Source organism: Streptomyces daliensis (assembly GCF_054782395.1).
The window spans coordinates 193,749-205,768 of the sequence record NZ_BAAGSO010000107.1 but is presented as its reverse complement, the minus strand read 5'-3'; the positions used below and the strand labels follow the sequence as shown (position 1 = coordinate 205,768).

10 protein-coding genes and 1 pseudogene are annotated in these 12,020 nt (G+C 74.8%); 3 read left to right on the top strand and 8 right to left on the bottom strand.

Annotation, left to right across the window (positions count from 1 at the left end):
- Positions 1 to 475: pseudogene (locus tag ACYVOO_RS30400) on the bottom strand (protein phosphatase 2C domain-containing protein); the annotation flags it as partial.
- Positions 476 to 614: 139 nt separating this feature from the next.
- Here ACYVOO_RS30400 and ACYVOO_RS30395 point away from each other — a divergent pair.
- Positions 615 to 1,097, top strand: coding sequence for a DUF456 domain-containing protein (locus tag ACYVOO_RS30395; protein WP_453344682.1), 483 nt, complete (start codon positions 615 to 617; stop codon positions 1,095 to 1,097).
- Between the two features lie 36 nt (positions 1,098 to 1,133).
- Here the strand turns inward: ACYVOO_RS30395 and ACYVOO_RS30390 are convergent, their stop codons facing one another.
- The 6 genes from ACYVOO_RS30390 to ACYVOO_RS30365 form a co-directional block, all read right to left on the bottom strand.
- Positions 1,134 to 1,646: a methylated-DNA--[protein]-cysteine S-methyltransferase gene (locus ACYVOO_RS30390; protein WP_461018926.1), complete on the bottom strand. Its 513-nt coding sequence runs from the start codon at positions 1,644 to 1,646 to the stop codon at positions 1,134 to 1,136.
- Complete coding sequence (locus ACYVOO_RS30385; RefSeq protein WP_461018925.1) at positions 1,643 to 3,259, bottom strand: AlkA N-terminal domain-containing protein; 1,617 nt, start codon at positions 3,257 to 3,259, stop codon at positions 1,643 to 1,645. Before ACYVOO_RS30385 ends, ACYVOO_RS30390 begins: the two co-directional genes overlap by 4 nt.
- A 33-nt stretch (positions 3,260 to 3,292) precedes the next feature.
- Positions 3,293 to 4,525 (bottom strand): MFS transporter, encoded by a 1,233-nt coding sequence (locus ACYVOO_RS30380; RefSeq protein WP_461018924.1) that lies wholly within the window; start codon positions 4,523 to 4,525, stop codon positions 3,293 to 3,295.
- 78 nt (positions 4,526 to 4,603) lie between these two features.
- Entirely contained in the window at positions 4,604 to 5,134 is a 531-nt protein-coding gene (locus ACYVOO_RS30375; protein WP_461018938.1) for a hypothetical protein, read from the bottom strand.
- A gap of 148 nt (positions 5,135 to 5,282) precedes the next feature.
- Complete coding sequence (rsgA, locus tag ACYVOO_RS30370; protein WP_461018923.1) at positions 5,283 to 6,455, bottom strand: ribosome small subunit-dependent GTPase A; 1,173 nt, start codon at positions 6,453 to 6,455, stop codon at positions 5,283 to 5,285.
- A 273-nt stretch (positions 6,456 to 6,728) separates the two neighbouring features.
- On the bottom strand, positions 6,729 to 7,862 hold the full coding sequence (locus ACYVOO_RS30365; protein ID WP_453344594.1) for a YihY/virulence factor BrkB family protein: 1,134 nt from the start codon (positions 7,860 to 7,862) through the stop codon (positions 6,729 to 6,731).
- Between the two features lie 18 nt (positions 7,863 to 7,880).
- Between ACYVOO_RS30365 and ACYVOO_RS30360 the strand changes: the two genes are divergently transcribed.
- A complete protein-coding gene (locus ACYVOO_RS30360) occupies positions 7,881 to 9,542 on the top strand; it encodes an acyl-CoA dehydrogenase family protein (protein ID WP_461018922.1) in 1,662 nt (553 codons plus the stop codon).
- 159 nt (positions 9,543 to 9,701) lie between these two features.
- Here the strand turns inward: ACYVOO_RS30360 and ACYVOO_RS30355 are convergent, their stop codons facing one another.
- A complete protein-coding gene (locus tag ACYVOO_RS30355) occupies positions 9,702 to 10,652 on the bottom strand; it encodes a carbohydrate kinase family protein (protein ID WP_461018921.1) in 951 nt (316 codons plus the stop codon).
- A gap of 191 nt (positions 10,653 to 10,843) precedes the next feature.
- Between ACYVOO_RS30355 and ACYVOO_RS30350 the strand changes: the two genes are divergently transcribed.
- Positions 10,844 to 11,872 carry a LacI family DNA-binding transcriptional regulator gene (locus tag ACYVOO_RS30350; RefSeq protein ID WP_461018920.1) on the top strand — a complete coding sequence of 343 codons (1,029 nt, stop codon included), beginning with the start codon at positions 10,844 to 10,846 and terminating at the stop codon, positions 11,870 to 11,872.
- Positions 11,873 to 12,020: the final 148 nt, after the last annotated feature.

Genomic DNA, 12,020 nt, shown 5'->3' with positions numbered 1-12,020 from the left:
CGGGCCCGGCCTCGGCCACCGCCTCATCTCCAGGCGGGGCGGAGGCGTACGGCTCCGTGACACCGGGACGAGGAGCGGCGGGGGCGGGCCCGGCCTCGGCCACCGCCTCATCTCCAGGCGGGATGGACGCGTACGGCTCCGTGACACCGGGACGAGGAGCGGCGGGGGCGACCCCGTGCGGCTCGGGCTCAGACGCGGATGCGGGCTCGGGCTCCTTGGGTTCGCGTGGGGAAGGGACGGGGCGCCCCGGTGGCTCGGGGGCGGGTGCGGCGTCCGGCGTCTTCGGCTCCGGGGCGTCCCCGCCGCGGGGGGCCGTGTCGGGGCCCATGGTGCGGGTCACCGAGTCGAAGCGGTCGTCCAGGGTGTCACCGGCGCGGGTGCGGCCGGTGTCGGGCGCCTCCGGGTCGTACAACTCGCTCCACCAGTCGTCCCGTTCGCCGGAACCCGGACCACGATGATCCCCCTCTTGGCTCATGCCCTTATTGTCCACCGCACGGCCCCAGGGGGAAGGCCGTACGGTAGAACGAGTGACCTTTGTTCACACAGCGTGACCAGCACAGCGAGCGCAAGCGGGCACACTCGGGCACCCTTGGCCCATGGTGACCACGGGAACCATGGGCACATGGCAGTTGCTGCTCGTCGGGCTCGTCATGCTGCTCGGCCTCTTCGGCGCCGTGCTCCCCGGTGTCCCAGGACCGCTGGTCGTCTGGGCCGCCGTCTTCTGGTGGTCGGTGTACGAGCGGGCCGGGCCCGCGTGGTGGCTGCTCGTGGTGGCCACGGGGCTGCTGCTCGCGAACGCCGCGGTGCAACTGCTGATCCCCTCGCGGGTGCGCCGCTCGACGGACGTGCGCCGTTGGGCGCTGCTGTTCGCGGGCGGCACGGGCATCGTGGGGTTCTTCGTCGTACCGGTGATCGGGGTGGTACCGGGGTTCCTCGCCGGGTTGTACGGGTGGGAACGCGTCCGGCTCGGCAGCCGTGCCTCGGCCGCCGCGTCGGCGCGTACGGTCATGCGTGCCATCGGGCTCAAGGTGCTGATCGAGCTGTCCGCCTGCCTGCTGGTCGCGGGCGCGTGGCTCGCGGTGCTGGTGCGGTGGTGACCCCCGGCGCCGGGGCGGCCCCCGCCCGTACGCCCGTCACAGCACCCCCTCCAGCGTGAGCAGCAGCCGCTTGCGGTCGAGGCCGCCCGCGTAGCCCGTCAGGGTGCCGTCGGCGCCGATGACGCGGTGGCACGGGCGGACGATCAGCAGGGGGTTGGCGCCGATCGCGCCGCCGACGGCGCGCACCGCCGCGCGGGAGGCGCCGACGCGCGCGGCGATCTCGCCGTACGTGGTCGTCGCGCCGAACGGGACGCTGTCGAGCGCTGCCCAGACGCGCTCCCTGAACTCCGTGCCCCGGGTGGTGAAGCGGAGGCTGAACTCCTTCAGGTCGCCCGCGAAGTAGGCGTCCAGTTGCGCGCGGGCCTCGGCGAAGGCCGTGTCGTCGCGTGTCCAGTGGGGCTGCGGCGCGGTGGCGCCCCGCTGTTCTGGCACCGAGAGCGAGGCGAGCGCCGTGCCGTCGCCGGTGAGGGTGAGGGGGCCCAGGGGGCTGTCGTGCAGGGCCCACACCATGGTGGACGTGGTGTCGGTGTCGGTGTCGGCGGTGCTCATCGGGCGTTCTCCTGACTTTCCGTGGTGGCGTTCCAGAGGTGGTGCAGTGCGTACGAGCGCCAGGGGCGCCAGTCCTCCGCGTCTGCGAGGGAGGCTCCGGTGAGGGAGAGGCCGTGGCGCACGCCGACGTCGCCCGGGAGGAAGACGTCCGGGTCCCCGAGCGCGCGCATGCGCATATAGCCCGCCGTCCAGGGGCCGATGCCGCGCAGCGCGAGCAGTGCCCGCTCGGCCTCGTCGCGGTCGGCGCCGGGGTCCAGGGTGACGCTGCCGTCCGCGAGCGCAGCCGTCACCGTGCGCAGTGTCGCGCGCCGCGACTCGGGCATGCCCAGCTCGCCCAGCGGCGCCCCCGCGAGGAGACCGGCGTCCGGGAACAGGTGGGTCAGGCCGCCGTCGGGCGCGGGCAGCGGCTTCCCGTACGCGGCGACGAGCGTTCCCGCGAGGGTCCTGGCCGCGGTGACGGTGATCTGCTGGCCGAGCACCGCGCGCACGGCCAGCTCGTGCGGGTCGGCCGCGCCGGGCGAGCGCAGTCCGGGCGCGGCGGCGATGAGGGCGCCCAGGACGGGGTGGCAGCCGAGGCGCTCGGCGACGGCGTACGGGTCGGCGTCGAGGTCGAACAGGCGGCGGATCCGCTGCACGGCGGTCGTCAGATCGCGCAGGTCGGCGAGGTGGAGGCGGCATTCGAGCCAGCCGCTGCCGTGGCGCGGTCCGCGCCCCGCCGCCGGTGCCGGTGCCTGCTCCGGTGCCGGTGCCTGACGGCCGTGCGCCGCCGTGCCCGCGCTCTCGTGCACCTCCACGATGCCCGTGCCGTACGGCAAGCTCAGGGTGCGGCGGTACGTGCGGTGCCCCGGCGCGCCCGTCATCTCCTCGACGCCGGGGATCGCGCGCCGCTCCAGGAAGCCGAAGACCTGTCCCGCGTCGTACGGGCCCCGGTAGGCGAGCCGCAGCGGCACCCCCGTGGCCGCCGTCTCGTCACCGGCACCAGCGCCGGTCCCGGTCCCGGTCCCGGTCCCGGTCCCGGTCCCGGTGCGCGAGGTGAGCGGCAGCGTGTGGCCGCCGCGTGCCGCGCTCTCGCGCAGCGCGCTCGGCGTGCGCGCGTAGATCTCCCGCATCGTGTCGTTGAACTGCCGGACGCTCGCGAAGCCCGAGGCGAACGCGACCTCCGTCACCGGCAGCGGAGTCGTCTGGAGCAGCACGCGCGCCGTGTGGGCGCGCTGGGCCCTGGCGAGCCCGACGGGCCCCGCGCCGAGTTCCGCCGTGAGCTGGCGCTGCACCTGGCGCGCGCTGTAGCCGAGGCGGCAGGCGAGGCCCGCGACGCCCTCGCGGTCCACGACGCCGTCGCCGATCATCCGCATCGCGCGCCCGACGAGGTCGGCCCGTACGTTCCACTCCGGTGACCCCGGCGCCGTGTCGGGGCGGCACCTGCGGCAGGCGCGGAAGCCCGCGCCCTGCGCCGCCGCGGCCGAGGGGTAGAAGGTGACGTTCACCCGCTTCGGGGTCACGGCGGGGCAGCTCGGGCGGCAGTAGATGCCGGTGCTGGAGACGGCGGTGAAGAACACCCCGTCGAACCGCGCGTCCCGGCTGCGTACCGCCTCGTACCTGCTGTCGTCTGTCATCACACCGTCCAGTGTGCGCCGCCCCGAACCCCCTCACTGGCGGGAATCGGACATGGTGGTCGCACCCTCTCCGCGCACCCCGCCCCGCGCACCCGGGACGCCGAGCACGGCGCCCAGCGCCAGATACGGCACCGCCGCCACCGCGAACAGCGTGGCGGGGCTCAGGCCCCACCAGCCCGCGCCCGCCGCGTACCCGGCGAACAGCAGCACCGACGTCACCTCGGCGCCGAGGCCCGCCAGCGAGCCGACCGTCGCACGCGCGCCGCTCGTGACCCGGTCCTGGAGCCTCGCCTCGGACGTGACCAGGGCCCACTGGAAGAGACCGCAGGCGAGCGCCACCAGCGGGGCGGCGACCACCGGGCCCCCGCCCGCCGCACCGCCCAGCGCCCCGGCGGCAAGCGCCACCGCCGCGACGGCCAGCACGGGCCCGAACCAGCGGCCACCGCGCCCGGCGTACCAGCCGCCCACGGCGACACCCGCGTCGGCGAGCAGCACGAACAGGGGGACGGCCGGTCCTGCGGCGCCCAGTGAGGCCAGGAGCAGCGGGATGTACTCGTCGATGGCGAGCACCCCGCTCACGACGGCGACCAGCACCACGGCCCCGCGCACGGCCCGCTCCGTACGGACCTGCGCGAGCCCCTCGCGCAACGTCGCCAGCGGACCCGGCTCCGCCGCTTCCGCTTCCCCGGACCCACCGTCCCCGCCGTCCCCGCCGGATCCGACGGCCGCCCGTGGCGCGCGCGTCTCGGGGAGTGCGCGTCCGGCCAGCGCGCCGAGCACACAGACCGCGACGCTCGCCGCGCCGAGTGCCCCGTAGCCGCCGACCGCGAAGACGGGCGCCGCCAGCGCCGTGGCGGCCATCATGCCCGTCGTGCCGAGGGCGCGGGCGCGGCCCATGAGCCGCGCGTACGTGTCCGTCGCACCCGCCCGCTCCAGCTCCTCGTAGACGAGCGCTTCGAGCGTCCCCGAGCGCAGCGCGGACCCCGCGCCCCACAGCACGAACCCCGCCGCGAAGGCCGCGTAGCAGGGCAGCAGCGTCCACAGGGCGAAGCCGGCGCCCGTCAGCAGCGGGGCGAGCGTGAGGAGACGGCGGCGGGAGACGAGGTCGGCCCAGACGCCGGAGGGCACCTCAAGGGCGAAGGAGGCGACCGACCAGAGAATGAACAGCGAGGAGATCTCGGCCGGGGAAAGACCGCTGCGCGCGAACAGCAGCGCGTACACCGGGTAGATGAGGACGAAGTCCTCCAGCCAGGCGTACGCGTACAAGCAACGTCTCAGGCGTGGGCCGGAGGCACCCTGGGCAGGGGCGGCGAAGAATCAACATCGTCGGAACATGCGGCGATCCTACGTCGAAGGGGCCGAGCGCGGCAGCCTCTGGAGCAGGCCCCAGGTGAACTCCGCGACCACGCTGTGCGGCGTGCCCGCCGCGTCAGGGGCCGTGAACGCGAGCGCCCAGCGCGTGGGCGCCGAGCCCTCCAGTGGGCGCGCGGGCGCGAAGGCGCGGGCCGCCTCGTCGACGGTGCAGGACCAGGGCGCCAGGTCCTCCAGCGTCCGCAGCTCGGGGGCCGGCGCGCCGGGCGCGCGGACGAGCCACTCGTTCCACACGGCGCCGCCCGGCCCTGTCAGCACCTCGAAGCGCAGCTCGGGCCAGAGCGGCATGTGCCAGGTCAGCGCCTCGCAGTCGAGGTCGCCGATCCGTCGGCGCGCGGCGTCGGCGGGCGGGCCCAGCACGGAGCGGTAGCGGGCTGCGGCGCCGCGTCCGCGCGGGGAGCGGGTCATGGCCTGCCAGCGGCGGTTGGCCTCCCGCATCTCGGCGCGCCCCGCGTCCAGCGCGCGCAGCGCGTCCTCCACGAGGCCGGGCTGGAAGTCGGCCATGCGGCGCAGGAGTACGAGCTGGAACTGTCGGGGTCCGAAGGGGCCCGGGTCCGGTGGCACGGGGCCGACGGTAGCAACCGCCGTCCCCGTGCCGGAGCGGGTACCGGAACCCCGTGGACCGGGCCCCGGACGCCCCCGGACGCGCGGGTCAGCCGCCGTACCGGGGCTGGCGCTTGCGTTCCATCATGTGGCGGCCGAGCGCCTGGCGCTGCTTGAACGTCCGCTTCTGCTCGGCCCGCAGCCGCGCGTCCGTACGGGCCGCGAGGCGGGCGTTCTCGCGCAGCAGCTTGCGGTAGCTGTCGAGGCGGCGTTCGGGCAGTGTGCCGTCCTCGACGGCGGCGAGGACGGCGCAGTCCGGTTCGGCCTCGTGCTCGCAGTCGTGGAAGCGGCAGCGCTCGGCGAGGGCCGCGATCTCGGCGAACGCCAGGCCGACGCCCTCCTCCGCTTCCCAGAGGCCGACGCCGCGCAGCCCCGGAGTGTCGATGAGCACCCCTGCCGCACCGCCCTGTTCCCCGGCCGCGGGGAGCGGCAGCAGATCGCGGGTCGTGGTCGTGTGGCGCCCCTTGCCGTCGCTGTCCCGGATGGCCTGGACCTCCTGGACCTCAGCGCCGAGCAGCGCGTTGGCGAGGGTGGACTTGCCCGCTCCCGACTGGCCGATGAGCACCGAGGTGCCGCCGGCGACCGAGGCGGCCAGGACGTCCAGGCCCTCGCCCGTCGCGGCGCTGACGGGCAGCACCTGGACGCCGGGCGCCGACAGTTCGGTGTCGGCGACGAGCTGGCGCACGGTGTCGGGGTCCGGCACGAGGTCCGTCTTGGTGAGGACGACGAGCGGCTGGGCGCCGCTCGTCCAGGCCAGCGAGATGAAGCGTTCGACGCGGCCGAGGTCCAGCTCCAGGTTGAGCGGGACGGCGACGAGGACGTGGTCGACGTTGGCGGCCAGCACCTGCCCTTCGGAGCGCTTGGAGGAGGCGGAGCGCAGGAACGCGGTACGGCGCGGCAGCACGGCCCGTACCTCGGGCACGCCGCGCGGTCCGGCCAGGCTCAGCGCGGCCCAGTCGCCGGTGCACAGCACGCGCGTGGGGTCGTCCGTGGCGACGGGCGCGGTGTCGGCGCGTACGGGTCCTTCGGCGGTGACCGCCTCGCACCGCCCCCGGTCGACGCGTACGACGCGGGCGGGGACGAGTCCTTGGGCCGCGTACGGCGCGAAGGTGTCGGCGGTGCGCGCGTCCCAGCCGTAACCGGCGAGGGGGTGCGGCGGAGAGGAGGAGGAGGAAGAAGGAGAAGAAGAAGGAGAATCGCCGGATGTCGGGCGAGAGTTCACTGGAGTGACCCTTTGGTGAGGGTGGCCCGGCGGCCTCGTCCCGGCGCGGATGTCGGCGCCGTGTTGCGGGACGGGTTCGTCAGCCGGAGACCACGGAGGTGGGAAGGACGAGCTTCTGGATGCGGGCAGCGCCCAGCACGGCGACAGTCATCGGTCCTCACCTCCCGTACGTCGTACGTCCACAGGTCCTGCGTCCGCCCCCTCGCGGACGCGCCCACCCTAGACCGGCGCGCTCGCGTCCTCCACCCTTTTTTCCGCGCCCTCTCCCGCCCCTCAGCGCCGGTTGCGCGAGCGCAGCCGGGCCCGTACGTCGGCGTGCGGGAGGAACTTCGTCCAGCGCTCGGGGAACTCGGCGGGCGGGTCGGCCCCGTCCTCCGCCTCGCCGCCCTCGCCCTCCGCCGAGCGCATGGCGCGGCGCGCGGCTGCGGCAGCGACGACCTCGGCCGCCGCCTCCTCGCGCGCCCGCTCGTTGACGCGCCGGGCCGCCGCCGTCGCGACCGAGGGCCACACGTGGTCGATGGCGGCGTTCACCGCCGCGCCCACCAGCACCGCGAAGGCGGAGACGCCGATCCACAGCAGCACGGCGACGGGCGCGGCCAGCGAGCCGTAGATCGTGGGGCCCTCGACCGTGCTGGTGAGGTAGATCCGCAGCAGGAAGCTGCCCAGCAGCCACATCACCAGGGCCACCAGCGCGCCCGGAATGTCCTCGCGCCAGGGCGAACGCACCGGCACCGACACGTGGTAGAGCGTCGTCAGGAAGGCGATCGAGAGCAGCAGCACGACCGGCCAGTAGAAGACCGTGACCAGCCACTGGGCCTGCGGCACGAGCCGCAGCACCGCGTCGGGGCCCGCCACCATCAGCGGCAGCGCGACGGCGCCGATGACGAGGGCGACGAGGTAGAGCAGGAACGCGAGCAGCCGCGTCGCGACGATGCCGCGCTGCCCGTCGAGCCCGTACATGACCGTGATCGTGTCGATGAAGACGTTCACGGCGCGGGAGCCCGACCACAGGGCCAGCGCGAAGCCGAGCGAGATCACGTCGGGCCTGCCGCCCTCGATCACGTCGTCTATGAGGGGGCGCGCGATCTCGTCGACCCCCCGGTCGGAGAGCACGGTCGCCGACGCGTCCAGGAAGTTGGTGCGGATCGAGTCGATCGTGTCGGTGCCGATCCACGCGTCGAGATAGCCGAGCAGCCCGATCAGGCCGAGCAGCAGCGGCGGGATCGAGATGAGGGTGAAGAAGGCCGCCTCGGCGGCCAGGCCCAGCACCCGGTACTCCATGCAGGAGTTGACGGTGTCCTTGAGCAGCAGCCACGCCATCTTGCGTTTCGGTACGTTCTGGTAGATGACGCGGGCTCTGCGGAGAGCCCCGCGACGGCGCTCGGGGGTTTCGTCTGCTGCTTGCACCTCCTTAACGTATCTGGCATGCCAGCCTCGACACACACTGTGACCAACCAGGCCCCGCCCCTGGTCGACTACGACGTCTTCTCCTCCGACCGCGCCCTGGCCGAGGGCGTGGCCCGGCACGTCGCCCCGGAGCGCGCCGAGGAGGCGCGGGCCCAGCTGAGCGCGCTGGGGGTGACGGCCGGGTCGGCGCGGGCCCAGGAATGGGGCACGCAGGCGAACGAGATGCCCCCCGTACTGCGTACGCACGACCGCTACGGCAACCGCGTCGACGAGGTGGACTTCCACCCCGCCTGGCACCAGCTCCTCACGGAGGCGGTCGGCGCCGGGCTGACGGACCCGTGGTCGCGCCCCGACGGGCAACTGCGCAGGACGGCGGGCTTCTACGTGTGGTCGCAGGTGGAGGCGGGACACGGCTGCCCCGTCTCCATGACGCACGCCGCCGTGCCCGCGCTGCGCAAGGAGCCCGCGCTGGCCGCCGAGTGGGAGCCGCTGCTGTCCTCGCACACCTACGAGCCGGGCCTCGACAAGGCCCCGGCGCACAAGGCGGGCGCCCTCGCCGGGATGGGAATGACGGAGAAGCAGGGCGGCAGCGACGTGCGCGCGAACACGACGGTGGCCGTGCCGCTGGCCGCCGAGGGCGAGTACGCGCTGACGGGGCACAAGTGGTTCTGCTCCGCGCCCATGTCGGACGCCTTCCTGGTGCTGGCGCAGGCGCCCGAGGGGCTCACCTGCTTCCTGCTGCCCCGGGTCCTGCCCGACGGCAGCCGCAACGCGTTCCGCGTCCAGCGGCTCAAGGACAAGCTCGGCAACCGCTCCAACGCCTCCAGCGAGGTGGAGTTCGACGGCGCCACCTGGGTGCGGCGCGTGGGCGAGGAGGGGCGCGGGGTGGCCACCATCATCGAGATGGTCGCGGCGACCCGGCTCGACTGCGTGACCGGTTCGGCCGCGCTGATGCGGCAGGCCGTCGCGCAGGCGACCCATCACGCGGCGCACCGGAGCGCGTTCGGCGGCGAGCTGATCGACAAGCCGCTGATGCGGAACGTGCTGGCCGACCTCGCGCTGGAGTCGGAGGCCGCGACGGCGCTGGCGCTGCGCCTGGCCGCCGCGTACGACGGCGCCGCTGCGGGCGGCGAGGACAGCGAGCACGAGCGGCAGTTGCTGCGGCTGGCCGTGCCCGTCGCGAAATACTGGGTGACCAAGCGCTGCACGCCGCACGTCGCAGAGGCGCTGGAGTGCCTGGGCGGCAACGGCTATGTGGAGGAGTCGGGCATGCCGCGGCTGCTGCGCGAGTCGCCGCTCAACTCGATCTGGGAGGGCTCGGGAAACGTCCAGGCGCTCGACGTGCTGCGCGCGCTCCAGCGCGAGCCGCAGGCACTGAACGCGTTCCTCAGCGAGATCGGGCAGGCCCGTGGCGCCGACCACCGGCTCGACGGCGCCATCAAGTCCGTCCTCGCCGAACTGGCCGACCTCGACGGCATCGAGGCGCGGGCGCGGCGCCTGGTGGAGCGGCTGGCGCTGGTGCTCCAGGGCTCGCTGCTGGTGCGGTACGCGCCGTCAGCCGTCGCCGACGCGTTCTGCGCCTCGCGGCTGGGCGGCGACTGGGGCTCGGCCTTCGGCACGCTGCCCCACACCCTCGACCTGGCGTCGATCGTGGAGCGGGCCCGTCCCGGGACGGACTGAGCCCGCGCGGCGGTGCGGCCGGGCGGGTCCCCCGTACACCGAGGACCGTCCAGCGGCCCGGCCGCGCCCTGGAGCGGCGCGGCGCGGGCCGGTGCGGCACAGTGCGACGGGTCCGGCGTGGGCCGGTGCGGCGCGGTGCGGAAAGGGCTCGCGGGCCCCTCAGCGCGTGAGGTCCCCCGCCCACGGCGGGTTCGCGCCGCGCACCGCGCAGACGGCGGCCGCCACCCGCGTCCCGAAGTCCAGGGCACGCTCGACGCCCGCCTTCCCGAGCCCTTCCAGACGGCCGCCCAGCTCCCCGTCCTCGGACAGCGAGTGGAGGAGACCCGCCATGAACGAGTCGCCCGCGCCGACGGTGTCCACGACCTCCGTGGGCGGCGTCGGCACCCTGAAACGCGTGCCGTCGAGCGAGGCGAACACGCCCTCGCCGCCGAGGGTGACGACGACGAGCCGGGCCCCGTACCCGTGGAAGGTGTCGGCGGCCCGCTCGACGCCCGTGCCGGGCAGGAGGTGTTCGAGGTCGTCGTCCGAGAGCCGGAGGATGTCGGCGGCGGCGCACCAGCGCGGGAGGCGCGCCGCGACGGTCGCCGGATCGACCAGCAGCGGCCGGACGTTCGGATCGACGGAGACGGTGGCCCGCTCCCGCACCTCGTCGAGCAGGTCCTCGATCGCGGCGCCGCCCGGCGCCCGTACGAGCGCGAGGGAACCGGTGTGCAGACAGCGCATCGGCTGACGGGCCGCCGCCGCCAGCTCGTCCGGGGTCCAGCCCCAGTCGGCGGTGCCCTCGGCGTGGAAGGAGTAGTCGGCGCGGCCGTCCTCGTCCAGGTCGGCGACGGCGAGGGTGCTCGGCTCGGGTGCGGCGACGGCCCCGGCCAGATCGACGCCCGACGCGGTCAGATGGGTACGGAAGAGCCTGCCGAAGACGTCGGAGGACAGCCTTCCGAGGAAGCGGGTGGGCGTGCCGAGCCGCGCCAGCGCCACCGCCGTGTTCGCGGGGCCGCCGCCCGGCAGCACCTCAAGGCCGATCGCGGGCGTCCCCGGATCGTCCGGCGCGGGGGTGACGAACGCGTCGGCGACGCACTCTCCCAGTACGGCGATGGACTCGGCGGTCATGTGCGGGGCCTTTCGCGTAGCGCGGTCTCACGGCGGCTGGCACGACCCCGCCATCCGGCGCGCTCGCCACGGGGTCCGCGGCGGAGTCCACCACTCCGTACCCTCGATGTCAACGTTGACATCGATCTTCGCCGCAGGCCGCGACGGGGGTACCGTCTGGGCGGACAGCGCGCAGGGGGGGGGTACGGAAGATGACGAGTTCGCGGCGGCCCACGCTGACGGATGTGGCACGCCGCGTCGGCATCAGCGCGAAGACCGTCTCCCGCGTACTCAACGGTGACGGGCCCGTCTCCGACGCCACCCGCGAAAAGGTGCTCGCCGCGGTCTCCGAACTGGGCTTCCGGCCCAACCTGATGGCGCGCAACATGCGTGTGGGCGGGCGCGACTCGACCGTCGGGCTGATCGTCCCCGAGATCGCCAACCCCTTCTTCAGCACCGTCGCGGGCGGCATCGAGGAAGCGGTGCGCGACCGGGGGCTGACGCTGCTCCTCGGCTCCTCCGACGAGGACGCGGCCAAGGAGCGGACCCTCGTCAACTCCTTCCTCGCGCGCCGCGTCTCCGGGCTCCTGATCGCGCCCGCGCACGGCGCGGACCACCGCTTCCTGCGCCGCGAACGCGAGGGCGGGCTGCCCCTCGTCTTCCTCGACCGGCCCGCGGCCGGGCTCGCCGCCGACTCCGTCGTCAGCGCCAACATGGCGGGCGCGCGCGAGGGCACGGCGCATCTGCTGGCGCACGGGCACCGGCGCGTCGGCTTCATCGGGGACCTGCCCGGCTCCCTCTACACCCGCAGGGAGCGGTTCCGCGGCTACCGCGCGGCGCTCGCCGAGGCGGACGTCCCCTATGACAGGGCGCTGGTCGCCGAGGCGCACGACGCGGAGGCCGCGGGCGCGGCCACGCATCGGCTCCTCGCGCTGGACGACCCGCCCACGGCGCTGTTCACCGCCAACAACCTCGCCTCGCTCGGCGCGCTCCCCACGCTGGCCGCGGCGGGCCGCCGCGACGTGGCCATCGTCGGCTTCGACGATCTCCCGCTGGCCTCCGTGCTGGAGCCCGGCCTGACCGTCGTCGCCCAGGACCCCGTGGCGATGGGCAGAACGGCGGCCGAACTGGCCCTCTCCCGCCTCGACGGCCACCGCGGCGCGGCCCGCACGACGACGGTTCCTGTCCGGCTGGTGCGGAGGGGGTCGGCGGAGCGGGGCCCTTCGCGGGGGGCGGATTGAAACGGGGGGTTCTGGTTGTCCGGGGGTGTTGCGCGGGACGGTTGGCCGGTGTGGTGGGTGCCGTAGGGTCCCGCGCTGATTTTTGTGCCCCTGCCCGGGGGTGCCGTCATGTGGCGGGGCGCCGTGTTCGGGTGCGGGCCGGTGGCTA